Source organism: Pseudomonas sp. SWRI111 (assembly GCF_014268555.1).
GTDB classification, from domain to species: domain Bacteria; phylum Pseudomonadota; class Gammaproteobacteria; order Pseudomonadales; family Pseudomonadaceae; genus Aquipseudomonas; species Aquipseudomonas hamedanensis.
On sequence record NZ_JABWQQ010000002.1, the window covers coordinates 284,120 to 309,015 of the forward strand.

Sequence of the window (24,896 nt, forward strand, 5' to 3'; positions counted from 1 at the left end):
GTTTTTTCCATGAAAACTGCCATTGCATTGCGCCACATTCACTTCGAAGACGTTGGCACCCTGGATGCCGTTCTCGCCGAAGCAGGCTATACGCTGATTTACCTGGACCCCACGGTCGACGCCATCTACAGCGAGCCGGTGCTGCAGGCCGACTTGTTGATCGTGCTCGGCGGCCCGATTGGAGCCTATGACGAGCAGTCGTATCCGTTTTTGCACGACGAGTTGAAACTGGTGCGCCAGCGCGTTGCGTCGGGAAATCCCCTGCTGGGCATCTGCCTCGGTGCGCAACTGATCGCCCGGGCCATGCAGGCCGACGTCTACCCGATGGGGGTCAAGGAGATCGGTTTTTCACCGCTGACCCTGACCGCGGCCGGTCAAGACTCGCCGCTCGCCGCACTGATGGACACCCCCGTGCTGCACTGGCACGGCGATCAGTTCGATGTGCCAGAAGGCGCTGTGCTGCTGGCCAGTACCCCGGTGGGTGCTCATCAGGCGTTCGCCGTGGGCAACACGATTCTCGGCCTGCAATTTCACCTCGAAGCCGATACCGCCAACATCGAGCAATGGCTGGTTGGCCATGCCAGCGAACTGGCACAAACCGGCATCGACCCTGTTGCGCTGCGCAGCGAGGCCATTCACCTCGGCGACCGCCTCACCCGCGCCGCGAGCCAAGTCATGCGGGCCTGGCTGAACAACCTGGGCACCCCGATAAAACACTGATAGCGGTCGGGCACCCGCCCAGCGCATTTGCACCGTGTAAAACCACCTGAAAAATATCAAGGATGAGGAATCAAAAATGATCGTCGTTTTGTTTGAGTTACAGGCACTGCCAGGCCAGGGCGAGACCTATGTTGACCTGGTCAACAAGCTGACCCCGCTGCTTGAACCCATGGACGGGTTTATCTCCGTCGAGTGCTTTCAAAGCACGCTCAACCCCAAGAAGGTGATGTCGGTCACTACCTGGCGCGATGAGGAGGCCGTGGTGCAATGGCGCAACGTGACAGCCCACCTGTCGGCACAGCGCGCCGGACGCGACAAAATCTTCGATGACTATCGCGTGCGTGTGACATCGGTGATTCGTGATTACGGTCTGCGTGATCGCGAACAGGCACCGTACAACGTAGTGGTCGACGGTGAACCCGGCGCGGCTGCCGCGGTGGTTTAACGGCGTATTCTCGTCACCTGCACAGGGGCGAGAAATTTATTGCCGACTGTGGTGAGCAGGGCTCACCGCAACCCGCTCTTCGACATCGATAATCCCGCAACGCCCATTCGTACATTCGGTAGAAGCCCTTAAATAGAAAAAGCCCCTGAAATCAGGGGCTTTGGCATTGCTCGAAAATCTTTTTGGCGGTGGATAACTTATTCCACCGTCACCGACTTCGCCAGGTTACGCGGCTGGTCAACATCCGTGCCCTTGAGCACCGCGACGTAGTACGACAGCAACTGCAGCGGAATCGTGTAGAGAATCGGCGAGAGGATGTCGTGGATGTGCGGCATCTGTACGACGTGGGTGCCTTCGCCGTTGGTCATCCCGGCTTTCTCGTCGGCGAACACCACCAGTTCGCCGCCACGGGCGCGGACTTCCTGCAGGTTGGACTTGAGCTTTTCCAGCAGCTCGTTGTTGGGCGCGACGGTGACCACCGGCATGTCGTTATCCACAAGCGCCAGCGGGCCGTGCTTCAGTTCGCCGGCCGGGTAGGCTTCGGCGTGGATATAGGAGATTTCCTTGAGCTTCAAGGCGCCTTCCATCGCCACCGGGAACTGCGCGCCTCGGCCGAGGAACAAGGTGTGGTTTTTCTCGGCAAACAGCTCGGCGATTTTTTCCACGGTGCTGTCCATCGCCAGCGCTTCGCCCAGACGGGTGGGCAGGCGGCGCAGTTCTTCGACCAGTGTGGCTTCGACGCCTTGGCCTAACGTACCGCGAACCTGACCCAGCGACAGGGTCAACAGCAGCAGCCCGACCAGTTGCGTGGTGAAGGCTTTGGTGGAAGCCACACCGATTTCGCGACCGGCCTGGGTCAGCAGGGTCAGGTCGGATTCACGCACCAGCGAGCTGATGCCGACGTTGCAGATGGCCAGGCTGGCGAGGAAACCCAGCTCTTTGGCATTGCGCAGGGCCGCCAGGGTGTCGGCGGTTTCGCCGGACTGCGAGATGGTCACGAACAAGGTGTCCGGCTGAACCACGACTTTGCGGTAGCGAAACTCGCTGGCGACTTCGACCTGGCAGGGGATGCCGGCCAGTTCTTCAAGCCAGTAGCGGGCAACCATGCCGGCATGGTAACTGGTGCCGCAGGCGACGATTTGCACGTTGCGGACCTTGGCGAACAGCTCGGGTGCCTGCGGTCCGAAGGCCTGTACCAGCACTTGGTGGTCGCTCAGACGACCTTCGAGCGTGCGTTGTACCACCGCCGGTTGTTCGTGGATTTCCTTGAGCATGTAGTGGCGGAATTCGCCTTTGTCGGCCGCTTCGGCACCGTCGCTGTATTGCACAGTCTGACGCTCGACCGCTTTGCCGGTGACGTCCCAGATTTGCACGCTGTCGCGACGGATTTCGGCGATATCGCCTTCTTCCAGGTACATGAAGCGGTCGGTAACCTGACGCAGGGCGAGTTGGTCGGACGCGAGGAAGTTCTCACCCAGGCCGAGGCCGATCACCAGCGGGCTGCCACTGCGCGCGGCGACCAGACGATCCGGCTGCCTGGCATTGATCACCGCCAGACCGTACGCACCGTGCAATTGCTTGACCGTAGCCTTGAGCGCAACGGTCAGGTCAGGCTGGTCCTTGAGCTTGTGCGTCAGCAAGTGCGCGATCACCTCGGTGTCGGTGTCCGAGGTGAACACGTAACCCTGCGCCTTGAGCTGTTCACGCAGCGCTTCGTGGTTTTCAATGATGCCGTTGTGCACCACCGCGATATCGCCAGAGAAATGCGGGTGAGCGTTGCGCTCGCACGGGGCGCCGTGGGTGGCCCAACGGGTGTGGGCAATGCCAAGACGACCCACCAGCGGATGCTCGGCCAGCGCGGCGTCAAGTTCGCTGACTTTACCCGGGCGGCGCATGCGCTCAAGGGTTGCGTCGTTGGTAAAAACCGCTACACCGGCACTGTCATAGCCGCGGTATTCGAGGCGCTTGAGGCCTTCGAGAAGGATGGCAGTGATATTACGTTCAGCCACTGCGCCAACAATTCCACACATGTTTATTTCTCCTGACTGACAGCCGCGCAAATCACTGTGATACCGCGGGATTGGAGCTGATCGCGTGCAGCATCGGGCAGGCGATCATCGGTAATGAGGGTATGGATGCTGCTCCAGGGCAACTCCAGATTGGGAATCTTGCGACCGATCTTGTCGGCTTCGACCATGACAATGACTTCGCGCGCGACTTCGGCCATCACGCGGCTCAGACCCAGCAACTCATTGAAGGTGGTGGTGCCACGCACCAGGTCGATGCCATCGGCACCGATGAACAACTGATCGAAGTCATACGAGCGTAGTACTTGCTCGGCGACCTGGCCCTGGAAGGACTCCGAATGCGGATCCCAGGTGCCGCCGGTCATCAACAGCACCGGCTCGTGCTCAAGTTCGCTCAGGGCGTTGGCGACGTGCAGGGAATTGGTCATCACCACCAGACCCGGCTGCTGGCCGAGTTCGGGAATCATCGCCGCGGTGGTGCTGCCGCTGTCGATGATGATGCGCGCGTGTTCGCGGATGCGTTTGACCGCCGCGCGAGCGATCGCCTGCTTGTAGCTGGAAACGCTCTGGGCAGGTTCCGCGACCAACTCCTGAGGCATGGTGATCGCTCCGCCGTAGCGACGCAGCAACAGACCATGGGTTTCGAGCGCAGCCAGATCCTTGCGAATCGTAACTTCCGAAGTTTCGAAGCGTCTGGCCAACTCGTCGACACTGACCTCGCCCTGCTCGTTGAGCAAGGCGAGAATGTTGTGGCGGCGCTGGGGCGTATTGCGTTTCGACATGGCGGCTTAAGTTTCGATTCGAAAGTTAACGAAAGCAATCAAAACCTATTAGAGGAAAATCGTCAAGTCGCTGATTGATTTTTTACAGACGCGAAACGAATGTGGGAGCGGGCTTGCTCGCGAATGCGGTGTATCAGGTGCACATTTCAGCACTGATACTCTGCATTCGTGAACGAGCCCGCTCCCACATGTTTTCCGCTGTGGATAACTCAGTCTTTCTTGATCTTCTCCGGCCGCTTCCAGCCGTCGATGTTCTTTTGCCGTGCACGGCCAACGGCCAATTGCGCGTTATCCACATTCTGCGTAATGGTCGAACCGGCCGCGGTGGTTGCACCGTTGGAGATATCCACAGGCGCGACCAGCGAATTGTTCGAACCGATGAACACGTCGGCACCCAATACGGTTTTCCACTTGTTGGCGCCGTCGTAGTTGCAAGTGATGGTGCCCGCCCCGATGTTGGTGCGCGCGCCGATTTCGGCATCGCCCAGGTAGGTCAGGTGCCCGGCCTTGGCGCCCTCACCCATATGAGCGTTTTTCAACTCGACAAAGTTACCCACATGCGCGCGCGCTTCGAGCACCGTGCCAGGACGCAGCCGCGCGAACGGACCGGCATCGCTGCCCTCGCCCAGCACAGCGCCTTCGATGTGGCTGTTGGCCTTGACCACTACGCCTTTACGCAGAGTGCTGTCTTTGATTACGCAATTCGGGCCGATGACAACGTCGTCTTCGATCACCACATGACCTTCGAGGACCACGTTGATATCGATCAGTACGTCGCGGCCCACAGTGACTTCACCGCGCACATCGAAGCGCGCCGGGTCACGCAGGGTCACGCCTTGCGCCATCAAACGGCGACCGGCACGCAACTGGTGATGACGCTCCAGCTCGGCCAGCTGTTTGCGATCGTTGGCACCCTGCACTTCCATCGGATCGTGCGGCTGTTCAGTGGCCACCACCAGACCGTCGCTGACCGCCATCTCGATCACGTCGGTCAGGTAATACTCGCCCTGGGCATTGTTGTTCGACAGGCGGCTCATCCAGTCGGCCAGGCGATTGGCCGGCACGGCGAGGATTCCGGTGTTGCCTTCGGTAATTGCCCGTTGTGCTTCGCTGGCATCTTTGTGTTCTACGATCGCCGCAACTTTGCCATCAGCGTCGCGCACGATGCGGCCATAACCGGTCGGATCGTCCAGCTCAACAGTGAGCAAACCCATCTGCCCGGGCACGACATGCTTGAGCAGGCGCTGCAGGGTCTCGACTTCGATCAAAGGCACGTCACCATAGAGTATCAATACCGTGTCGGCGCTGATGAATGGCACTGCTTGAGCCGTGGCGTGGCCCGTACCCAGTTGCTGGTCCTGCAGAACGAAGTTCAGATCGTCGGCGGCCAGACGCTCGCGCACCGCATCGGCACCATGGCCAATGACCACATGAATGCGCTGCGGATCAAGTTGCCGCGCGCTGTGGATAACATGACCTAGCATGGAGTTGCCGGCAATCGGGTGCAATACCTTCGGCAGTGCCGAGCGCATACGAGTGCCTTGACCGGCCGCGAGGATAACGATTTCGAGAGACATGACTGGCTACCAATCCTGGGTGGTCAGCAACTGCGACCGGGGTTTGAAATTCGGAAAAGAAAAAAGGGTAGCCGAGGCTACCCTTTTTTATCAATCGCACAACAAGCGGCTGACGGATTAACCGCCAAACTTCTTGCGGATCTGCTGGACGGTGCGCAGCTGAGCTGCGGCCTCGGCCAGACGAGCGGATGCAGCGCCGTAATCGAAGTCCGCGCCCTTTTCGTTCAGCGCATTCTCGGCAGCCTTGAGCGCTGCCTGAGCCTGAGCTTCATCCAGATCGGCGGCACGTTGCACAGTATCGGCAAGCACCTTGACCATGTTCGGCTGAACCTCGAGGAAACCACCGGAGATGTAGAACACCTCGGCTTCCCCGCCTTGCTTGATCAGGCGGATCGGACCTGGTTTCAGGTTAGTGATCAGCGGTGCGTGACCCAGGGCGATACCAAGATCGCCCAGCTCACCATGCGCAACCACCATCTCGACCAGACCGGAGAAGATTTCCCCTTCCGCACTGACGATATCGCAATGGACTGTCATAGCCATCTGATTGCCTCAACCTAAATTAGCGCCCGTTGCCGGGCGCCGGGATTACAGTTTCTTGGCTTTCTCGATCGCTTCTTCGATGCCGCCAACCATGTAGAACGCTTGTTCTGGCAGGTGGTCGTAGTCACCGTTGAGGATGCCTTTGAAGCCAGCAATGGTGTCTTTCAGGGAAACGTATTTACCCGAGGCACCGGTGAAGACTTCAGCCACGAAGAACGGCTGCGACAAGAAGCGCTGGATCTTACGAGCACGGTTTACCAACTGTTTGTCGGCTTCCGACAGCTCGTCCATACCCAGGATCGCGATGATGTCTTTCAGCTCTTTGTAACGCTGCAGAACGTACTGGACGCCGCGAGCGGTGTCGTAGTGGTCCTGGCCGATCACGTTCGGGTCCAGCTGGCGCGAAGTCGAATCCAGTGGATCTACCGCCGGGTAGATACCCAGGGAAGCGATGTCACGGGACAGAACGACGGTGGCGTCCAAGTGGGCGAAGGTGGTCGCTGGCGACGGGTCGGTCAAGTCGTCCGCCGGTACGTATACCGCCTGGATCGAAGTGATCGAACCTTCCTTGGTGGAAGTGATACGTTCCTGCAGAACGCCCATCTCTTCAGCCAGGGTCGGCTGGTAACCTACTGCCGAAGGCATACGGCCCAGCAGTGCGGATACTTCGGTACCGGCCAGGGTGTAACGATAGATGTTGTCGACGAACAGCAGAACGTCGTTACCTTCGTCACGGAACTTCTCGGCCATGGTCAGGCCAGTCAGGGCTACGCGCAGACGGTTTCCCGGCGGCTCGTTCATCTGACCGTAAACCAGTGCCACTTTGTCCAGAACGTTGGAGTCCTTCATCTCGTGGTAGAAGTCGTTACCCTCACGAGTACGCTCACCCACACCGGCGAACACGGAATAACCGCTGTGCTCGATGGCGATGTTACGGATCAGTTCCATCATGTTTACGGTTTTGCCTACACCGGCACCACCGAACAGACCGACTTTACCGCCCTTGGCGAACGGGCAAACCAGGTCGATAACCTTGATGCCGGTTTCCAGCAGGTCGTTGCCGCCCGCTTGTTCAGCGAACGAAGGTGCTGGACGGTGAATGCCCCAACGCTCTTCGGTGTCGATCGGGCCAGCTTCGTCGATCGGGTTGCCGAGGACGTCCATGATCCGGCCCAGGGTCGCTTTACCGACCGGTACGGAGATGGCTGCGCCAGAGTCGGTGACTTCCAGACCGCGCTTCAAGCCCTCGGTGGAACCCATCGCAATGGTACGAACCACGCCGTCGCCCAGCTGCTGCTGAACTTCCAGGGTGGTTTCAGCCGCGCTCACTACTTTCAGCGCGTTGTAGATGCTCGGTACGCTGTCGCGTGGAAATTCCACGTCGATAACGGCGCCGATGATTTGAACGATACGTCCGCTACTCATAGCTGGATCCTCTGAATATTTGAACCGTTAAACCGCGGCAGCGCCGCCGACGATTTCCGAGATCTCTTGGGTGATCGCAGCCTGACGCGCCTTGTTGTAGATCAGCTGCAAATCGCTGATCAAATCACCGGCGTTGTCGGTAGCGTTCTTCATCGCGATCATCCGCGCAGCCTGTTCAGCCGCGTTGTTCTCGACCACCGCCTGGTAGACCTGCGACTCGACGTAACGGACCATCAAGCCGTCAAGCAGCTCTTTGGCGTCCGGTTCGTAGAGATAGTCCCAGTGGTGCTTGAGATCCTGATCCGGGGTCGCCACCAATGGAATCAACTGCTCCACGGTAGGCTGTTGCGTCATGGTGTTGATGAACTTGTTGGACACCACGGACAGGCGGTCAATACGGCCGTCCAGGTAGGCATCCAGCATCACCTTGACGCTGCCGATCAGATCATTGATCGACGGCTCTTCACCCAGGTGGCTGATAGCTGCAACGACGTTACCGCCGAAGTTGCGGAAAAAGGCCGCACCCTTGCTACCGACTACACACAGATCAATCTCAACGCCGTTTTCGCGGTTTACCGCCATGTCCTTGACCAGGGCCTTGAACAGGTTGGTGTTCAAGCCGCCGCACAAACCACGGTCACTGCTCACGACGACATAACCGACGCGCTTGATTTCGCGGTCGATCATGAACGGGTGGCGGTATTCCGGGTTGGCGTTGGCCAGATGCCCAATTACCTGGCGGATACGCTCCGCATAAGGACGGCTAGCAGCCATGCGCATTTGTGCCTTGCGCATTTTGCTGACCGCCACTTTTTCCATGGCGCTGGTAATCTTTTGCGTGCTTTTGATGCTCGCAATCTTACTGCGAATCTCTTTTGCGCCTGCCATGTAACACCTATCAGGTTAGCAAGCGGGAGCCTCGCGGCTCCCGCTGCGGCTTACCAGGTTTGGGTGGCCTTGAACTTCTCGATACCGGCTTTCATGCCAGCGTCGATTTCGTCATTGAAGTCACCTTTAACGTTGATCTTGGCCATCAAATCGGCGTGATCGCGGTTGAAGAAAGCAATCAGCGCTTGTTCGAAGCTGCCGATCTTGGCGATTTCAATGTCAGTCAGGAACCCACGCTCAGCGGCATACAGCGACAGCGCCATGTCAGCGATCGACATTGGTGCGTATTGCTTCTGCTTCATCAGCTCGGTAACGCGCTGACCATGCTCAAGTTGCTTACGGGTCGCTTCGTCCAGGTCAGAAGCGAACTGGGCGAATGCCGCCAGTTCACGGTACTGAGCCAGAGCGGTACGGATACCACCGGAGAGCTTCTTGATGATCTTGGTCTGAGCGGCACCACCCACACGGGATACCGAAACACCGGCGTTCACTGCAGGGCGGATGCCCGAGTTGAACATGGCCGATTCCAGGAAGATCTGACCGTCGGTGATGGAAATCACGTTGGTCGGAACGAACGCGGAAACGTCGCCAGCCTGGGTTTCGATGATCGGCAGTGCGGTCAGGGAACCGGTTTTGCCGGTCACTGCGCCGTTGGTGAACTTCTCTACGTATTCTTCCGAAACGCGGGATGCGCGCTCCAGCAGACGGGAGTGGAGATAGAACACGTCGCCTGGGTAAGCTTCACGGCCTGGTGGACGGCGCAGCAGCAGGGAAATCTGGCGGTAAGCCACTGCTTGCTTGGACAGATCGTCATAAACGATCAGCGCGTCTTCACCGCGGTCGCGGAAGAATTCACCCATGGTGCAACCGGAGTACGGTGCCAGGAATTGCAGCGCAGGAGATTCCGAAGCACTGGCAGCCACGATGATCGTGTTGGCCAGGGCGCCGTTTTCTTCCAGCTTGCGAACCACGTTGGCGATGGTCGATTGTTTCTGACCGATGGCCACATAGACGCAGAAAATGCCGCTGTCTTTCTGGTTGATGATCGCGTCGATCGCCAGAGCGGTCTTACCGATCTGACGGTCACCGATGATCAGCTCACGCTGGCCACGGCCGACAGGGATCATGGCATCGACAGCCTTGTAGCCAGTCTGTACAGGCTGGTCTACCGACTTACGCCAGATCACGCCTGGAGCAACTTTTTCGACCGCGTCGGTCTGGGTGTTGCCCAGTGGACCTTTGCCGTCAACAGGGTTACCCAGTGCATCGACTACGCGGCCCAGCAATTCCTTACCAACAGGAACTTCAAGGATGCGGCCGGTGCACTTGGCGCTCATGCCTTCAGCCAGCGACTGGTAGGAGCCCAATACCACGGCACCTACGGAGTCCTGCTCCAGGTTGAGGGCCATACCGTAGACGCCGCCCGGAAACTCGATCATCTCGCCGTACATGACGTCGGCCAGACCGTGAATCCGCACGATGCCGTCAGATACGCTGACGACAGTGCCTTCGTTACGGGCTTGGGAGGTCACATCGAGCTTGTCGATGCGGCCCTTGATAATTTCACTTATTTCGGAAGGATTGAGTTGCTGCATTGCTCTGCTGCCCCTTCAAACTCAAGATTTCAATGCTTCGGCAAGTTTCGCGATTTTGCCGCGAATCGAGCCATCGATAACCAGGTCGCCGGCGCGGATAACGACACCACCTATAAGGGCAGCATCCTCCGCAACTTGCAGGCGCACTTCCCGGTTGAGTCGTGCACTGAGAACCTTGGCGAGTTTGTCTTGCTGTTCTTGGTTCAATGCGAAAGCACTGGTTACTTCAACGTCTACCGATTTCTCTTGTTCGGCCTTGTACAGGTCGAACAGAGCGGCGATCTCCGGCAGAAGCAGGAGACGGTCGTTTTCGGCAACGACGTTGATGAAATTGCGTGCCTTTTCATCAAACTTGTCGCCGCACACGTCAATGAACGTGGCGGCCTTTTCTGCGCTCGTCAGTCGCGGGGCCTTGAGCACGCGCTGCAGGGTGTCGTCTTGCGACACCGCCGCTGCCAGGCCGAGCATGGCTGACCAATTGGCCAGTTGCTGGTGGGCCTGAGCGTGCTCGAAGGCCGCCTTAGCGTAAGGTCGGGCCAACGTGGTCAGTTCTGCCATGATCGCCCTCGCTTAGATTTCAGCAGCCAGTTGGTTAACCAGCTCTGCGTGCGCGTTTTGATCGATTGTGGCACCCAGGATCTTCTCGGCGCCGCCAACAGCCAGCAAGCCCACTTGGGCACGCAGCTTGTCTTTGACGCTGTTCAGTTCCTGTTCGATCTCGGCTTGAGCCTGAACCTTCACACGGTCAGCGTCGATACGGGCTTTTTCAACAGCCTCTTCGACGATCTGGTTACCGCGTTTCTTGGCTTGCTCGATGATTTCAGCTGCCTGAGCTTTCGCTTCGCGCAGTTGCTGACCCGCTTTTTCTTGGGCCAACTCCAGGTCGCGAGCTGCACGGCTGGCAGCGTCCAGACCATCAGCGATCTTCTTTTGACGTTCGTGCAGAGCAGCGATGACCGGAGGCCATACATACTTCATGCAGAACAGTACAAAAATCAGGAACGCAACGGACTGGCCAATCAGGGTCGCATTAATGTTCACGCCAACACCTCGCAGTTACGTTGTCCATCACACCAAATTACCCGGAATATCCGAGTAATCAGCCAGCGATCTGACCAACGAACGGGTTCGCAAAGGTGAAGAACAGAGCGATACCAACACCGATCATGGTTACGGCGTCGAGCAGACCGGCAACGATGAACATTTTAACTTGCAGCATTGGCACCATTTCTGGCTGACGCGCGGCGCCTTCCAGGAACTTGCCGCCCAGCAGGCCGAAACCAATTGCGGTACCCAGTGCGCCCAGGCCGATCAACAGTGCAACAGCGATAGCGGTTAGACCAACTACAGTTTCCATCTTTCCTCCCGACTTTTACGTCGTATGGTTTAGGTTTTTTAGATTAAAGCGGTAAAACAAATCGTTTCAGATGCCCCGTCAGGAGCCCCTTCCCGTTTTACCGGGAAGGACATCAGACTAGTCGAGACTGGTCTTAATGGTTTTCTTCGTGCGCCATCGACAGGTAGACGATGGTCAGCATCATGAAGATGAACGCCTGCAGGGTGATGATCAGGATGTGGAACACAGCCCACGCCCACTGCAGAACAACGCCCAGGCCACTCAGCCAGAGCAGGCCGCTGCCGAACATCACAGCGATCAGAATGAACACCAGCTCGCCGGCATACATGTTGCCGAACAGACGCAGAGCCAGGGAGATCGGCTTGGCAATCAGAGTCACGAATTCCAGCAGGAAGTTCACCGGGATCAGCAGGGCCTGAACGAAAATGTTCTTGCTGCCGAACGGGTGCAGGGTCAGTTCGCCGATGAAGCCGCCGATGCCCTTGACCTTGATGCTGTAGAAGATGATCAGTGCGAACACCGAGAAGGCCATGCCCAGGGTCGCGTTCGGGTCGGTCGTCGACACGGCGCGGAACGGGATGTGCGCATCACCGGAGATCAGGATGGCCAGCTGAGGAATCCAGTCGACCGGTACCAGGTCGACAGCGTTCATCAGGAACACCCAGACGAAGATGGTCAGTGCCAGCGGTGCAATCACCGGGCTACGGCCATGGAAGCTGTCTTTCACGCTGCCATCGACGAATTCGACCAATACTTCAACGAAGTTCTGCAAGGCACCCGGCTGACCCAAAGTCGCTTTCTTTGCCGCCATGCGGAAAAGAAGAACGAAGATCAGACCCAGCGCGACCGACCAGCCGAGAGTATCGACGTGGAAAGCCCAGAAGCCCATTTCCTTGGCTTCTGCTGCGGTGTGGGCAAAGCCCCAGCCGCCGTTGGGTAGCTGACCGAAAGTCAGGTTCTGCAAGTGGTGCTGGATATAGCCCGAAGCGGTTGTCTCTGCCATGGTTGCCTCAAACGCCCTAAGGTCTCGAAAGTCTTGTTCTCATCAGCAGGGGAGCGAACCAGCTGACCGACTGAGTCAGCACGAACACGCCGAATACTGCTATCGGCGCCAGTGGCTTCACACCTGCAAACACCAGTGCAAACAGCACTGCCGTCAAAATCAGTTTGCCTGCCTCGCCGGCATAAAAAGACCGGACGATGGACTGGGCTGCTCGGGCGCCGGAAAACCGAAATGCCTTGTGAGCGAAATAAACATTGGGCAGCAAGGCTATCAGGCCTCCGCAAAGTCCCGAGTATCCGGCAACGACTCCATGCCATTGCCAGAGCGCCAAAGCGGCAATGAGCAAAATGACAAATTGAGCCATCAGCACCGGAAAAACTGCCAGGCGATGGAAGGGCAGGCGGTTTGGCTTGCGGGTTTCCATCACGTTTGCTCTCCAATGGTCGGCTGCCAGAATTCAATAACTTGGCATAATTTGTGCCGACAAAATGCGCGCAGAGTATAGGGGCGGTTCTGCCCCTATTCAACTGTCAGGTAGTGATTTCCGACTGCGCGCTACATGAGGAATTGTTTCAGCGAATGTGTGCGAGCACGCCTTGCAGCTCATCGAGCGAGTTATAACCAATAACCAGTTGCCCTTTGCCCTTCTTGCCATGGCGAATCTGCACCGCAGAGCCTAGGCGCTCGGCCAGGCGCTGCTCGAGGCGAGCAATGTCCGGGTCGGGTTTGCTTGCTTCGACAGGCTCCGGTTTGCCACTCAACCACTGACGAACCAGTGCCTCGGTTTGGCGCACGGTCAGCCCTCGTGCGACAACATGTCGCGCCCCTTCGACCTGTTGATTGTCCGGCAGACCAAGCAAAGCGCGGGCGTGACCCATTTCCAGGTCGCCGTGGGACAGCATGGTCTTGATCACTTCCGGCAGTGCAATAAGTCGCAACAGGTTAGCCACAGTCACCCGCGACTTACCCACAGCGTCAGCCACTTGCTGCTGGGTCAGCTGGAACTCTTGCTGCAAGCGTTGCAGGGCGACCGCTTCTTCGATCGGATTGAGGTCTTCGCGCTGGATGTTCTCGATCAGCGCGATGGCAATAGCCGTCTCGTCCGGTACATCGCGAACCATGGCCGGGATCGTTTCCTGCCCGGCCTGCTGGCTGGCTCGCCAGCGTCGCTCACCGGCGATGATCTCAAAGCGTCCGCCGCCAATCGGGCGCACCACGATGGGTTGCATGACGCCTTGGGCCTTGATCGACGACGCCAGTTCTTCCAGCGCCTGCGGGTCCATGTCGCGGCGTGGCTGATATTTGCCACGCTGCAGCAAATCCAGCGGCAGGTGTTGCAGTTCGCGGGTGTCGGCCTGCGCAGCTTGTTCTTCCAGCGCGCTGACCGTCGGACCACTCAGCAGTGCATCCAGTCCACGTCCGAGACCTCGTTTCTTGACGGCCATGGGGATTCCTTAAATTGCCTGAGCGGCGGCGGTGCGTGAATTTTTGCGCTGACGGCGAACCATCTCACCCGCTAACGCCAGATAGGCCAGCGCGCCGCGCGATTGCTTGTCGTAGGCCAGCGCCGGCATGCCGTAGCTTGGCGCTTCGGCCAGGCGGATGTTGCGCGGGATTACCGTGTCGTAGAGCTGCTCGCCGAAGTGCTCCTTGAGCTGTGCCGAGACATCGTTCATCAGGCTCAGGCGCGGGTCGTACATGGTGCGCAGCAAACCTTCGACCTTCAGGTTCGGGTTCAGCAACTCGGCGATGCGTTTGATGTTATCCACAAGGTCGCTCAACCCTTCGAGCGCAAAGTATTCGCACTGCATGGGGATAATTACCCCGTCAGCGGCAACCAGCGCGTTGAGCGTGAGCATCGACAGCGACGGCGGGCAGTCGATCAGAATGTAATCGTAATTATCGCGGATCGGCGCCAGCGCACTGCGCAGGCGGCTTTCCTTCATCTGCATTTCCAGCAGCACTACTTCGGCCGCCGTCAGGTCGCGGTTGGCCGGCAGCAACTGATAACCGCCATGCTCGGAGTAGTGCATGGCCTGGGCCAGATCGCATTCGCCGATCAGCAGGTCGTAGACCGAGTTTTCCAGGCCGTGTTTATCCACACCGCTACCCATGGTGGCGTTGCCCTGTGGATCGAGATCGATCAACAGCACCCGGCGCTTGGTAGCGACCAGGGATGCTGCGAGGTTGATGCAGGTGGTGGTCTTGCCCACACCACCCTTCTGGTTCGCTATCGCGAATACCTTAGCCATTCTTGCTTGTGTTCCCAATCATGCCGTGCGGCGCAGTATCAGCAGATGGCGTTGGCCTTGGCAACCGGGTACGGCCAGGGCGTGTTCGCTATCGAGTTTGAAGTCTGCCGGCAATGCTACCAGCTCATCGGCCGGATGAACGCCCTTCATTGCCAGCCAGCGTGTATTGGCATCGCCCAAGTGACGCGTCCAGTGGGTGAAGTTTTCCATGCTGCTGAACGCCCGGGAAATGATCCCGTTGAACGGCTGATCAGGCTGGAACGCTTCGACACGACTGTGGATAACTTGGAGGTTATCCAGTTTCAGTTCGAGTTTGACCTGAGTCAGGAAGCGGGTTTTCTTGCCGTTACTGTCCAGACAGGTCACTTGCGAGTCCGGATACAGGATCGCCAGCGGGATACCGGGCATGCCGCCGCCACTGCCAACATCGAGCCAACGGCCGTTTTCGATAAACGACATCACGCTGAGGCTGTCGAGCAAGTGACGAGAAACCATTTCATCCGGATCGCGCACGGCGGTCAGGTTGTAGGCCTGGTTCCATTTGATCAACAGGGCCAGGTAACCCAGCAGCAATTCATGCTGGGTTTCCGTCAGATGGACACCGAGCGCGCGGGCTCCTGTGGATAACTCTTCGGCGTGCTGCGAAGTGACCTTAGAACTCAAGCGCTTTGCTCCAACTGACGGCCCGCGCCGCGTTTTTTCAAATGAATCATCAGCAGCGAAATCGCCGCCGGGGTTACACCCGGAATTCGCGAAGCTTGGCCCAGCGTCTCTGGACGCGTTGCACCGAGCTTGCTCTGGATCTCCTTGGAGAGACCGGAAATGTTGGTGTAATCGATATCCACAGGCAGTTTCGTGTCTTCGCTGGCGCGCAGACGGGCGATTTCGTCCTGCTGGCGGTCGATGTAACCGGCGTATTTGGTCTTGATCTCGACCTGCTCGGCGACCTGTGGATCCTCTGCGCCCTGCCCGGTCACTTCGACCAGACCAGCGTAGTCGATTTCCGGACGACTCAAGAGATTGAGCAGGTTGTATTCGTGGGTCAGCGGTGTGCCGAATTTTGCCGCAATCGCTTCGCCCTGCGGCGTGCCCGGACGAACCCAAGTGCTTTTCAGACGCTGTTCTTCGAGCTCGATGCTCTCGCGTTTTTTGCAGAAGGCCGCCCAACGCGCGTCATCGACCAGGCCGAGCTCGCGACCTTTTTCGGTCAGACGCAGGTCGGCGTTGTCCTCACGCAGGATCAGGCGGTACTCGGCACGGGACGTGAACATGCGGTACGGCTCTTGGGTACCGAGGGTGATCAGGTCGTCGACCAACACACCGATGTACGCCTCATCGCGGCGCGGGCACCAGGCTTCCTTGCCTTTGGCGCGCAACGCGGCATTGGCCCCCGCGAGCAAACCCTGGGCGCCGGCTTCTTCGTAACCGGTGGTGCCGTTGATCTGCCCGGCGAAGAACAGACCGCCGATGACTTTGGTTTCGAGGCTGTACTTCAGATCGCGCGGATCGAAATAGTCGTACTCGATCGCATAACCCGGCCGCACGATGTGTGCGTTTTCCATGCCGCGGATCGATTGCACGATCTGCAATTGCACGTCGAACGGCAAGCTTGTGGATATCCCGTTCGGATATAACTCATGGGTAGTCAGGCCTTCCGGCTCGATGAATACCTGATGGCTTTCCTTGTCGGCAAAGCGGTGGATCTTGTCTTCGATCGACGGGCAATAACGCGGGCCGACGCCTTCGATTTCACCGGCAGCCGAGTACATCGGCGAACGGTCAAGGTTCGCCGCGATGATTTCGTGGGTGCGAGCGTTGGTATGCGTGATCCAGCAACTGACTTGCCGCGGATGCTGCTCCTTGTTGCCCATGAACGACATCACCGGGATCGGCGTATCGCCAGGTTGCTCGGTCATCACCGAGAAATCCACAGACTTGCCGTCAATGCGCGGCGGCGTACCGGTTTTCAAGCGGCCTACCCGCAATGGCAACTCACGCAGACGGTGGGCCAGAGCGATGGATGGCGGATCACCAGCGCGGCCGCCGGAGAAATTCTGCAAACCGATGTGGATAAGTCCACCGAGGAACGTGCCTGTGGTCAACACAACGGAATCGGCGAAGAAACGCAGACCCATTTGAGTGACAACACCGCGCACCTGGTCCTGCTCAACGATCAAATCATCAGCAGCCTGTTGAAATATCCACAGGTTCGGCTGGTTTTCGAGGATTTCGCGGACAGCGGCTTTGTACAAAATCCGGTCGGCTTGCGCACGGGTCGCCCGTACGGCAGGGCCTTTGCGGCTGTTCAACACGCGAAACTGGATGCCGCCCTTATCGGTGGCCATGGCCATCGCGCCGCCGAGGGCATCGATTTCCTTGACCAGGTGGCTTTTGCCAATGCCACCAATGGCCGGGTTGCAACTCATTGCACCGAGGGTTTCCACGTTATGCGTCAGCAACAGGGTTTTTGCCCCCATACGTGCTGAGGCCAGTGCTGCCTCGGTACCGGCATGACCGCCGCCGATGACGATCACTTCAAAACGGGAAGGGAAATCCACCACGCACCTCGTGCCTGCTTATGTAGGTCATTCAGGAATTAGTTTGAGATCAGGTTTCTGGACCTGGTCGACAAGTATAGGGACTTCGCCCTTCCTAAAGAACCCTTTGCACAAAATTTAACCAGCTGTGGAGAACTCAAGATTAAAAGAATAAAAAAGAGAGAAATTTATAAAACCTTTGTTTTTATGTTTATTCTTACTGGGCACCAATTCTGTGGATAGATCGCTGTAGGCCTTATTTTTCTACATGTACAGAGTTTCAAAACCCTGTGACCATGTGCCAGTGAGGGGCTTGGATAATCGGTGTAAGCCTGTGGATTAAAGAGACGGTTATCCACAGAGGGGTTTATATCCAGTTTTCAGGCCCTGTTATCAACCGACCTTAGCGGCAGTTATTCACAGGGCTTAATCCACAGATATTGACTGAAAAGGCGAATCGCAGACGCAGAAAATCCTTGTCGGGACCGAAAAGTCAGACAAACAGCGAGCGGAAATAATGCTGAGAGGGGAGATGGCAGGTCGCGAGCGGACCTGCCGGGAGTAGCGAAGGGACTATTTACCGATGCAGAAGCTGGAAAAGATCCTTCCCAACAGATCATCAGAGCTAAACGCGCCAGTGATTTCCCCCAGGGAATGCTGAGCCTGGCGCAAGTCCTCGGCCAGCAGTTCTCCCGCGCCTGCCAGGGTCAACTGCGCACGGCCGTGTTCCAGCGCCGTACTGGCGTGACGCAACGCTTCGAGGTGCCGACGGCGTGCGCTGAAGCTGCTCTCTGAAGTCTGCTCGTAACCCATGCAGGCCTTGAGATGGTCGCGCAGCAGATCCAGTCCTTCGGCGGACTTGGCGCTGAGACTGATCGTCACATGGCCATCCTCACTGGTTTCCAGGGTAATTGCTTCACCCGTCAGGTCCGCTTTGTTGCGGATCAGGGTAACTTTTGCCGGATCTGGTCGGGTTTCCAGGAATTCTGGCCAAAGTGCAAACGGATCCAGCGCTTCCGGTGCGGTTGCATCGACGACCAACAAAACGCGGTCCGCTTCACCGATAGCCTTCAATGCGCGCTCGACGCCGATCTTTTCCACATGATCGTCGGTATCACGAAGGCCTGCGGTGTCGACAACGTGCAGCGGCATACCATCGATGTGGATATGTTCGCGCAGGATATCCCGGGTCGTGCCGGCGATTTCGGTCACGATCGCTGCTTCGCGACCCGCCAGGGCATTGAGCAGACTCGATTTGCCGGCGTTCGGCCGGCCGGCAATGACCACGGTCATGCCGTCGCGCAACAAGGCACCCTGCCCGGCTTCGCGGAGGACTGTGGATAACTCGTCACGCACCTTGTCGAGCATGCTCAGAACATGGCCATCGGCGAGAAAGTCGATTTCCTCTTCCGGGAAGTCGATGGCGGCCTCGACGTAAATACGCAGGCCGATCAGCTGTTCGGTCAGGTTATGCACACGCTGGGAAAACGCGCCCTGCAATGAACGCAAAGCGTTACGCGCAGCCTGGGCAGAACTGGCCTCGATCAAATCAGCAATCGCCTCGGCCTGAGCCAGATCGAGTTTGTCATTGAGGAACGCCCGCTCGCTGAATTCCCCCGGCCGCGCCAAACGACAGCCCAGTTCCAGGCAGCGCTTGAGCAGCATGTCCAGAACGATCGGACCGCCATGACCTTGCAATTCCAGAACGTCTTCGCCGGTGAACGAGTTCGGACCCGGGAAATATAGGGCCAGACCTTCATCGAGCACCTGCTGATCATCACTGAAAAATGGACCGTAATGTGCGTAACGCGGTTTCAGTTCGCGGCCGCTGATGGCTTTCGCTGCAACACTGGCCAACGGCCCGGAAATACGGACGATACCCACCCCACCACGGCCTTGGGCGGTGGCGACGGCGGCAATGGTTTCGCGAGGTGTGCTCATAAACCGGAATCCAGACAAAAGTGGCAGATAGCAAAACGCCCCACTAGGGGGCGTTTTGAGTGGTGTTATCCACAGTGCAAGTTACGCCTCGGCTTTTTTCGTCGCCGCTTCGATCTTACGCGTGATGTACCACTGCTGTGCAATCGACAGGCAGTTGTTCACCACCCAGTACAGCACCAGACCGGCCGGGAACCACAGGAAGAAGAAGGTGAAGATGATTGGCATCATTTTCATGACCTTCGCCTGCATCGGATCCGGAGGTGTCGGGTTCAACTGCTGCTGGATAAACATGGTTGCGCCCATGATGATCGGCAGAATGAAGAACGGATCCTTGATCGACAGGTCAGTGATCCACAGCATGAACGGCGCCTGGCGCATTTCCACGCTTTCCAGCAGCACCCAGTACAGCGAAAGGAAAACCGGCATCTGCACCAGGATCGGCAAGCAGCCGCCCAGCGGGTTGATCTTCTCTTTCTTGTACAGCTCCATCATGGCTTGCGACATTTTCTGCCGGTCATCGCCATGTTGCTCTTTCAATGCAGCCAGTTTCGGCGCCACGGCACGCATGCGCGCCATCGATTTGTAGCTGGCGGCCGACAGCGGGAAGAAGATCCCTTTGATCAGCATGGTCAGGAAGATGATCGACCAGCCCCAGTTACCGACAATGGCGTGGATGTGTTGCAGCAACCAAAAGATTGGCTGGGCAATGAACCACAGAATGCCGTAGTCGACGGTCAGTTCCAGACCTGGGGACAACTCTTTCAGCACGGCCTGGCTTTTCGGGCCGGCGTACAGCACAGCGCTGGTTTCAACCTTGGCACCCGGAGCAGCGGTCAACGTCGGACCGGTGTAACCGATGATGTAGTTGCCTTTGCTGTCTTTACGGGTCTGGACGATATTGTTCTCGCCCTTCGCCGGAATCCACGCGGTCACGAAGTAGTGTTGCAGCCAGGCCACCCAACCACCGGTGACGGTTTCCTTGAGCTGCGCCTTGTCCATGTCCTTCATGGAGACTTTCTTGTACGGCTCCGAACTTGTCCACAGGGCTGCGCCCAGGTAAGTCGCGGTACCGGTCGCCGTAGTCGACGAGGGATCAGCGCTGGCGTCGCGCTTCAACTGGGCAAACATTGCGCCGTTCCAGGGCTGAGCGCTCTGGTTATCCACAATGTAGGAAACGGCTACGTCGTACAGGCCGCGTTTCAGCGTGAAACGCTTGATGTAATTGACGCCGTCCTTGCTGAATTTCAGGTCAACGACCAGTTGGTCCTGACCGTCAGCCAGTTGATAAGTCTTCTTCTCCGAGGAGTAAACCGGACGACCGGCCGGGTTTGCATCCGGGCCGTTGGTGCCGATCAGACCGCTTTGTGCCAGATAAACACGCTCGCCACCGTTATCGAACAGCTGGAACGGCACATCAGGACGATCCTGACGACGCGGATACAGCGGCAGAGTCAGTTGGGCAACGTCGCCACCCTGTGGATCGATCGCCAGATCGAGCACGTCGGTCTTGATCTGGATCAGATCCTTGCTGGCGGCGACCGGCGTTTCGGCAGGTGCGCTGGTATCGCTGGCGGCACGCGGAATATCGTCACTGGCAGCAGCATTAGTGCCTGTGGCGGTGTCCGGCAAACCGGATGTAGTCGTACTGGAAGCAACATTCTGAGTCGGCAGGGCAGCCTGGCCATAGTCCTGGTTCCATTTAAGAACCATGACGTAGGACACGATTGCCAGGGCGACGATCAGGATCGTGCGTTTGATATCCATGATTACTCGGCCATCGAAGAAGAACGGGAGGTAGGGATAGGTGGAACCGGGTCATAACCACCGGGATTCCACGGATGACAGCGACCTAAACGACGAAAGGTCAGCCAGCCACCGCGCAGAAGGCCATGATTTTCAATGGCTTCATACGCGTAGCAGGAACAACTGGGGTAGAAACGACAGTGGCTGGCCATTAAAGGACTAATGGCATAGCGATAAAACTGGATCGGAACGAGGGCCAGTTTACGCATCGGTACTGTCTACCCCTACAGTTTCGGTTTTAACTGCCGGAACGGGCTTGCTGCGTGCCAGACGCTTCCAGAGTTTGCCGAAATGCTGAATCAATTCGGGGTTTTCTACATCACCCAAACCTTTGCGCGCGACGATAACGATATCCCAGCCGACCAGTGAATCCTGGTGCAGACGGAACGATTCGCGCATCAGACGTTTGAGGCGATTGCGCTCAACGGAGAGCTTTACGCTCTTTTTCCCGATAACCAGCCCGAGACGGGGGTGATCGAGATCGTTGTTGCGTGCAAGGAGCAGGAGATTTTTCCCCGGAACCTTGCCGGTAGGGGAGTCAAAGACTGCCTTGAAATGCCGGGGAGTAAGCAGACGCTTTTCCCGACTGAAGTCCTGACTCACCTCCAGTACCGGATTATCAAACTGCCAGACGCGCACGACCTTTGGCGCGACGACGCGACAGGACTGCGCGGCCGTTCTTGGTAGCCATGCGAGCACGGAAACCGTGGGTACGAGCGCGTTTGATAGTGCTTGGTTGGAAAGTACGTTTCATGTCGTGTTACCTGGTTCGTCCACAACGGGCCGGAATGGCCCCCGTTTTAAGAGACCGGGGATTCTAGAGAAAGCAAGCCTTCAGGTCAATTTCCAACCAGCGTTTCCTTATAAATAGATCCGAGGCTCGTCTTTGCCAGAACACCTGCCCGGTATACATAAAAATAAAGAAGGGAATTATTTAAAGCTTTTCTGTAAAGCTTATAAAAGCTAGACCCGCCTTCCTCTGTGGATAAGTACCATCAAGCCTTTGAATACAAGGTGTACAGAGAATGACAACTACCGTGGTAAGCGGTGACAAGCCTGTGCTGCGCTGTCGGATAAGCTGTGCGTGAAATGGCTGTTTATCCACAGGCGGGTTATCCACCGAGTTCAACCCCCAGTTGTCCAGTGAGCTCAGTCGGGGTTATCCACAGACCTTATGCACACACCGTTGGTCGCTTTTTCATCACTTAAGGCATTGATAAATCATGGTCGGCGGGCAACCTGCATGTGGATAAGTGAACCGCTCGCCGCTACAATGGCCGCTTGTTTTTGCCTCACCGGCTTTCAACTTAGGGGATATCCGTGTCAGTGGAACTTTGGCAGCAGTGCGTGGAGCTTTTGCGCGAGGAGCTGCCTGCCCAACAATTCAACACCTGGATCCGTCCACTACAGGTCGAAGCCGAAGGCGACGAGTTGCGCGTCTACGCACCGAACCGTTTTGTGCTCGACTGGGTCAATGAAAAGTACCTGGGGCGCGTCCTTGAACTGCTGGATGAGCATGGCAACGGCATGGCGCCGGCGCTCTCCTTATTAATAGGCAGCAAACGCAGTTCCGCTCCGCGTGCCGCGCCGAATGCGCCGCTGGCTGCCGCGCAGGTGTCCCAGGCTCAGGCCAATGCCGCGCCGGTAAGCGCTCCGGCGCCAGCTCAGACGCCAGCCCCGGCCGCCAAGCGCTCGACGCAGAAAAGCCCCGAAGTCAGCGATGAACCGTCTCGCGACAGTTTCGACCCGATGTCCGGCGCCGCTTCGCAACAGGCCCCGGTCCGCGCTGAACAGCGCACGGTCCAGGTGGAAGGCGCGCTCAAGCACACCAGCTACCTGAACCGCACGTTTACCTTTGAAAATTTCGTCGAGGGTAAATCCAACCAGCTCGCCCGTGCGGCGGCCTGGCAAGTGGCGGACAACCCCAAGCATGGCTACAACCCACTCTTCCTTTATGGTGGCGTCGGCCTGGGTAAGACCCACTTGATGCATGCGGTGGGTAACCACCTATTAAAGAAGAACCCGAATGCCAAGGTCGTGTACCTGCATTCCGAGCGTTTCGTCGCTGACATGGTCAAGGCGCTGCAACTGAATGCGATCAACGAGTTCAAGCGCTTCTACCGTTCGGTGGACGCCTTGCTGATCGACGATATTCAGTTCTTCGCCCGCAAAGAGCGTTCGCAGGAAGAGTTTTTCCACACCTTCAACGCTTTGCTTGAAGGTGGCCAGCAAGTCATTCTTACCAGTGACCGCTACCCGAAAGAAATCGAAGGCCTTGAAGAGCGCCTCAAGTCCCGGTTCGGCTGGGGGCTGACGGTGGCCGTCGAGCCGCCAGAGCTGGAAACCCGTGTGGCGATCCTGATGAAAAAGGCCGACCAGGCCAAAGTCGAGCTGCCCCACGACGCCGCGTTCTTCATTGCCCAGCGTATTCGCTCCAATGTCCGTGAGCTGGAAGGCGCGCTGAAACGCGTGATTGCCCACTCGCACTTCATGGGCCGCGACATCACCATCGAACTGATCCGCGAATCGCTGAAAGACCTGCTGGCGTTGCAAGACAAGCTGGTCTCTGTGGATAACATTCAGCGCACGGTCGCCGAATACTACAAAATCAAGATCTCCGACCTGCTGTCCAAGCGCCGTTCGCGCTCGGTGGCTCGTCCGCGTCAGGTGGCCATGGCCTTGTCCAAGGAGCTGACCAACCACAGCCTGCCGGAAATCGGCGATGTGTTTGGCGGCCGCGATCACACCACCGTGTTGCACGCCTGCCGCAAGATCAACGAACTTAAGGAATCCGACGCGGACATCCGCGAGGACTACAAGAACCTGCTGCGTACACTGACCACTTGATGAACACCAGCGCAGCTTATTAAGGCAAGGGACTAGACCATGCATTTCACCATTCAACGCGAAGCCCTGTTGAAACCCCTGCAACTGGTCGCAGGCGTTGTCGAGCGCCGACAGACCTTGCCGGTACTCTCCAACGTGCTGCTGGTTGTCGAAGGCCAGCAACTGTCGCTGACCGGTACCGACCTTGAAGTCGAACTGGTCGGTCGTGTGCAACTTGAAGAGCCGGCTGAAACAGGCTCCATCACCGTGCCTGCACGCAAGCTGATGGATATCTGCAAAAGCCTGCCCAACGATGCGCTGATCGACATCAAGGTCGACGAGCAGAAGCTGGTGGTGAAGGCCGGTCGCAGTCGTTTCACCCTGTCGACCTTGCCGGCCAACGATTTCCCGACTGTCGAGGAAGGCCCGGGTTCGCTGACCTGCAGCCTGGAGCAAAGCAAGCTGCGCCGCCTGATCGAGCGCACCAGCTTCGCCATGGCCCAGCAGGACGTGCGTTATTACCTCAACGGCATGTTGCTGGAGGTTTCCGCCGGCATCATCCGCGCTGTGGCCACCGACGGTCACCGTCTGGCCATGTGCTCGATGCAGGCCGATATCGGTCAGCCGGATCGCCACCAGGTCATCGTGCCACGCAAGGGTATCCTCGAACTGGCGCGTCTGCTCACCGAACCGGACGGCAATGTCAGCATTGTCCTGGGTCAGCACCACATCCGCGCGACCACGGGTGAATTTACCTTCACCTCGAAACTGGTCGACGGCAAATTCCCGGACTACGAGCGCGTACTGCCGAAGGGCGGCGACAAGCTGGTGCTGGGCGATCGTCAGGCGCTGCGCGAAGCGTTCAGCCGCACCGCGATCCTGTCTAACGAGAAGTACCGCGGCATCCGTCTGCAATTGGCCAGCGGTCAGTTGAAGATCCAGGCCAACAACCCGGAGCAGGAAGAAGCGGAAGAAGAAGTGGGCGTTGAATACAACGGCGGCTCGCTGGAAATCGGCTTCAACGTCAGCTACCTGCTCGACGTGCTGGGCGTGATGACCACCGAGCAGGTTCGCCTGATCCTGTCCGACTCCAACAGCAGTGCGCTGGTGCAAGAGTCCGACAATGACGACTCGGCTTACGTTGTCATGCCGATGCGTCTGTAATCAGCTGAATC

Annotated in this window: 25 protein-coding genes; 4 read left to right on the plus strand and 21 right to left on the minus strand. The window is 57.9% G+C overall.

Features of this window, described 5'->3' with window-relative positions; translation table 11 throughout:
• Nucleotides 1-9 precede the first annotated feature (9 nt).
• Together HU755_RS04810 and HU755_RS04815 are read left to right on the plus strand one after the other, a co-directional pair.
• Nucleotides 10-720 (plus strand): glutamine amidotransferase, encoded by a 711-nt coding sequence (locus tag HU755_RS04810; RefSeq protein WP_186630784.1) that lies wholly within the window; start codon nt 10-12, stop codon nt 718-720.
• Between the two features lie 76 nt (nt 721-796).
• Nucleotides 797-1,165, plus strand: a complete 369-nt coding sequence (locus tag HU755_RS04815; RefSeq protein WP_186546214.1) for an antibiotic biosynthesis monooxygenase — start codon at nt 797-799, stop codon at nt 1,163-1,165.
• A 197-nt stretch (nt 1,166-1,362) separates the two neighbouring features.
• Here HU755_RS04815 and glmS read toward each other — a convergent pair whose 3' ends face one another.
• From glmS to rpmH, 21 genes are all read right to left on the minus strand, one after another.
• The gene (gene glmS, locus HU755_RS04820) at nt 1,363-3,195 is read right to left on the minus strand and encodes a glutamine--fructose-6-phosphate transaminase (isomerizing) (RefSeq protein WP_186630785.1); all 1,833 of its coding nucleotides are present in this window, start codon (nt 3,193-3,195) and stop codon (nt 1,363-1,365) included.
• A gap of 2 nt (nt 3,196-3,197) precedes the next feature.
• Nucleotides 3,198-3,974: a DeoR/GlpR family DNA-binding transcription regulator gene (locus HU755_RS04825; protein WP_186630786.1), complete on the minus strand. Its 777-nt coding sequence runs from the start codon at nt 3,972-3,974 to the stop codon at nt 3,198-3,200.
• 209 nt (nt 3,975-4,183) lie between these two features.
• A complete protein-coding gene (gene glmU, locus HU755_RS04830; protein WP_186630787.1) occupies nt 4,184-5,551 on the minus strand; it encodes a bifunctional UDP-N-acetylglucosamine diphosphorylase/glucosamine-1-phosphate N-acetyltransferase GlmU in 1,368 nt (455 codons plus the stop codon).
• Nucleotides 5,552-5,668: 117 nt separating this feature from the next.
• A complete protein-coding gene (locus HU755_RS04835) occupies nt 5,669-6,094 on the minus strand; it encodes a F0F1 ATP synthase subunit epsilon (RefSeq protein WP_186630788.1) in 426 nt (141 codons plus the stop codon).
• 45 nt (nt 6,095-6,139) lie between these two features.
• Nucleotides 6,140-7,519, minus strand: coding sequence for a F0F1 ATP synthase subunit beta (gene atpD / locus HU755_RS04840; RefSeq protein WP_007911961.1), 1,380 nt, complete (start codon nt 7,517-7,519; stop codon nt 6,140-6,142).
• 27 nt (nt 7,520-7,546) lie between these two features.
• The gene (atpG, locus tag HU755_RS04845; RefSeq protein WP_007911960.1) at nt 7,547-8,407 is read right to left on the minus strand and encodes a F0F1 ATP synthase subunit gamma; all 861 of its coding nucleotides are present in this window, start codon (nt 8,405-8,407) and stop codon (nt 7,547-7,549) included.
• Nucleotides 8,408-8,457: 50 nt separating this feature from the next.
• A complete protein-coding gene (gene atpA, locus HU755_RS04850; RefSeq protein WP_186630789.1) occupies nt 8,458-10,002 on the minus strand; it encodes a F0F1 ATP synthase subunit alpha in 1,545 nt (514 codons plus the stop codon).
• 21 nt (nt 10,003-10,023) lie between these two features.
• Nucleotides 10,024-10,560, minus strand: coding sequence for a F0F1 ATP synthase subunit delta (locus HU755_RS04855; protein WP_016772404.1), 537 nt, complete (start codon nt 10,558-10,560; stop codon nt 10,024-10,026).
• Between the two features lie 12 nt (nt 10,561-10,572).
• The gene (locus HU755_RS04860; protein WP_016772403.1) at nt 10,573-11,043 is read right to left on the minus strand and encodes a F0F1 ATP synthase subunit B; all 471 of its coding nucleotides are present in this window, start codon (nt 11,041-11,043) and stop codon (nt 10,573-10,575) included.
• Between the two features lie 58 nt (nt 11,044-11,101).
• Nucleotides 11,102-11,359 (minus strand): F0F1 ATP synthase subunit C, encoded by a 258-nt coding sequence (gene atpE / locus HU755_RS04865; protein ID WP_003097235.1) that lies wholly within the window; start codon nt 11,357-11,359, stop codon nt 11,102-11,104.
• A gap of 133 nt (nt 11,360-11,492) precedes the next feature.
• Nucleotides 11,493-12,362, minus strand: coding sequence for a F0F1 ATP synthase subunit A (gene atpB, locus HU755_RS04870; RefSeq protein WP_186630790.1), 870 nt, complete (start codon nt 12,360-12,362; stop codon nt 11,493-11,495).
• A gap of 16 nt (nt 12,363-12,378) precedes the next feature.
• Nucleotides 12,379-12,786 carry a F0F1 ATP synthase subunit I gene (locus HU755_RS04875; protein ID WP_008084411.1) on the minus strand — a complete coding sequence of 136 codons (408 nt, stop codon included), beginning with the start codon at nt 12,784-12,786 and terminating at the stop codon, nt 12,379-12,381.
• A gap of 148 nt (nt 12,787-12,934) precedes the next feature.
• The gene (locus HU755_RS04880) at nt 12,935-13,807 is read right to left on the minus strand and encodes a ParB/RepB/Spo0J family partition protein (RefSeq protein WP_186546218.1); all 873 of its coding nucleotides are present in this window, start codon (nt 13,805-13,807) and stop codon (nt 12,935-12,937) included.
• A gap of 9 nt (nt 13,808-13,816) precedes the next feature.
• Nucleotides 13,817-14,614: a ParA family protein gene (locus HU755_RS04885; RefSeq protein ID WP_186546219.1), complete on the minus strand. Its 798-nt coding sequence runs from the start codon at nt 14,612-14,614 to the stop codon at nt 13,817-13,819.
• An 18-nt stretch (nt 14,615-14,632) separates the two neighbouring features.
• On the minus strand, nt 14,633-15,277 hold the full coding sequence (gene rsmG, locus HU755_RS04890) for a 16S rRNA (guanine(527)-N(7))-methyltransferase RsmG (RefSeq protein ID WP_186546220.1): 645 nt from the start codon (nt 15,275-15,277) through the stop codon (nt 14,633-14,635).
• Nucleotides 15,274-17,172, minus strand: a complete 1,899-nt coding sequence (gene mnmG / locus HU755_RS04895) for a tRNA uridine-5-carboxymethylaminomethyl(34) synthesis enzyme MnmG (protein WP_186630791.1) — start codon at nt 17,170-17,172, stop codon at nt 15,274-15,276. Before mnmG ends, rsmG begins: the two co-directional genes overlap by 4 nt.
• Nucleotides 17,173-17,724: 552 nt before the next feature.
• The gene (gene mnmE, locus HU755_RS04900) at nt 17,725-19,092 is read right to left on the minus strand and encodes a tRNA uridine-5-carboxymethylaminomethyl(34) synthesis GTPase MnmE (protein ID WP_186630792.1); all 1,368 of its coding nucleotides are present in this window, start codon (nt 19,090-19,092) and stop codon (nt 17,725-17,727) included.
• A gap of 81 nt (nt 19,093-19,173) precedes the next feature.
• Nucleotides 19,174-20,856: a membrane protein insertase YidC gene (yidC, locus tag HU755_RS04905; RefSeq protein ID WP_093096467.1), complete on the minus strand. Its 1,683-nt coding sequence runs from the start codon at nt 20,854-20,856 to the stop codon at nt 19,174-19,176.
• Between the two features lie 2 nt (nt 20,857-20,858).
• Nucleotides 20,859-21,104 (minus strand): membrane protein insertion efficiency factor YidD, encoded by a 246-nt coding sequence (gene yidD, locus HU755_RS04910; RefSeq protein ID WP_010465488.1) that lies wholly within the window; start codon nt 21,102-21,104, stop codon nt 20,859-20,861.
• Complete coding sequence (rnpA, locus tag HU755_RS04915) at nt 21,097-21,498, minus strand: ribonuclease P protein component (protein ID WP_217844315.1); 402 nt, start codon at nt 21,496-21,498, stop codon at nt 21,097-21,099. Before rnpA ends, yidD begins: the two co-directional genes overlap by 8 nt.
• Before the next feature lie 16 nt (nt 21,499-21,514).
• Nucleotides 21,515-21,649: a 50S ribosomal protein L34 gene (gene rpmH / locus HU755_RS04920; RefSeq protein ID WP_003213577.1), complete on the minus strand. Its 135-nt coding sequence runs from the start codon at nt 21,647-21,649 to the stop codon at nt 21,515-21,517.
• Between the two features lie 566 nt (nt 21,650-22,215).
• Here rpmH and dnaA point away from each other — a divergent pair.
• Nucleotides 22,216-23,742, plus strand: a complete 1,527-nt coding sequence (gene dnaA, locus HU755_RS04925; protein ID WP_186618846.1) for a chromosomal replication initiator protein DnaA — start codon at nt 22,216-22,218, stop codon at nt 23,740-23,742.
• Nucleotides 23,743-23,781: 39 nt separating this feature from the next.
• Nucleotides 23,782-24,885 carry a DNA polymerase III subunit beta gene (gene dnaN / locus HU755_RS04930; RefSeq protein ID WP_186546224.1) on the plus strand — a complete coding sequence of 368 codons (1,104 nt, stop codon included), beginning with the start codon at nt 23,782-23,784 and terminating at the stop codon, nt 24,883-24,885.
• Nucleotides 24,886-24,896 lie beyond the last annotated feature (11 nt).

Coding starts and splice junctions, on each gene's coding strand:
- HU755_RS04810 (WP_186630784.1), top strand. CDS start 10: ATGAAAACTGCCATTGCATTGCGCCACATTCACTTCGAAGACGTTGGC.
- HU755_RS04815 (WP_186546214.1), top strand. CDS start 797: ATGATCGTCGTTTTGTTTGAGTTACAGGCACTGCCAGGCCAGGGCGAG.
- glmS (WP_186630785.1), bottom strand. CDS start 3,195: ATGTGTGGAATTGTTGGCGCAGTGGCTGAACGTAATATCACTGCCATC.
- HU755_RS04825 (WP_186630786.1), bottom strand. CDS start 3,974: ATGTCGAAACGCAATACGCCCCAGCGCCGCCACAACATTCTCGCCTTG.
- glmU (WP_186630787.1), bottom strand. CDS start 5,551: ATGTCTCTCGAAATCGTTATCCTCGCGGCCGGTCAAGGCACTCGTATG.
- HU755_RS04835 (WP_186630788.1), bottom strand. CDS start 6,094: ATGGCTATGACAGTCCATTGCGATATCGTCAGTGCGGAAGGGGAAATC.
- atpD (WP_007911961.1), bottom strand. CDS start 7,519: ATGAGTAGCGGACGTATCGTTCAAATCATCGGCGCCGTTATCGACGTG.
- atpG (WP_007911960.1), bottom strand. CDS start 8,407: ATGGCAGGCGCAAAAGAGATTCGCAGTAAGATTGCGAGCATCAAAAGC.
- atpA (WP_186630789.1), bottom strand. CDS start 10,002: ATGCAGCAACTCAATCCTTCCGAAATAAGTGAAATTATCAAGGGCCGC.
- HU755_RS04855 (WP_016772404.1), bottom strand. CDS start 10,560: ATGGCAGAACTGACCACGTTGGCCCGACCTTACGCTAAGGCGGCCTTC.
- atpE (WP_003097235.1), bottom strand. CDS start 11,359: ATGGAAACTGTAGTTGGTCTAACCGCTATCGCTGTTGCACTGTTGATC.
- atpB (WP_186630790.1), bottom strand. CDS start 12,362: ATGGCAGAGACAACCGCTTCGGGCTATATCCAGCACCACTTGCAGAAC.
- HU755_RS04875 (WP_008084411.1), bottom strand. CDS start 12,786: ATGGAAACCCGCAAGCCAAACCGCCTGCCCTTCCATCGCCTGGCAGTT.
- HU755_RS04880 (WP_186546218.1), bottom strand. CDS start 13,807: ATGGCCGTCAAGAAACGAGGTCTCGGACGTGGACTGGATGCACTGCTG.
- HU755_RS04885 (WP_186546219.1), bottom strand. CDS start 14,614: ATGGCTAAGGTATTCGCGATAGCGAACCAGAAGGGTGGTGTGGGCAAG.
- mnmE (WP_186630792.1), bottom strand. CDS start 19,092: ATGAGCACACCTCGCGAAACCATTGCCGCCGTCGCCACCGCCCAAGGC.
- yidC (WP_093096467.1), bottom strand. CDS start 20,856: ATGGATATCAAACGCACGATCCTGATCGTCGCCCTGGCAATCGTGTCC.
- yidD (WP_010465488.1), bottom strand. CDS start 21,104: ATGCGTAAACTGGCCCTCGTTCCGATCCAGTTTTATCGCTATGCCATT.
- rpmH (WP_003213577.1), bottom strand. CDS start 21,649: ATGAAACGTACTTTCCAACCAAGCACTATCAAACGCGCTCGTACCCAC.
- dnaN (WP_186546224.1), top strand. CDS start 23,782: ATGCATTTCACCATTCAACGCGAAGCCCTGTTGAAACCCCTGCAACTG.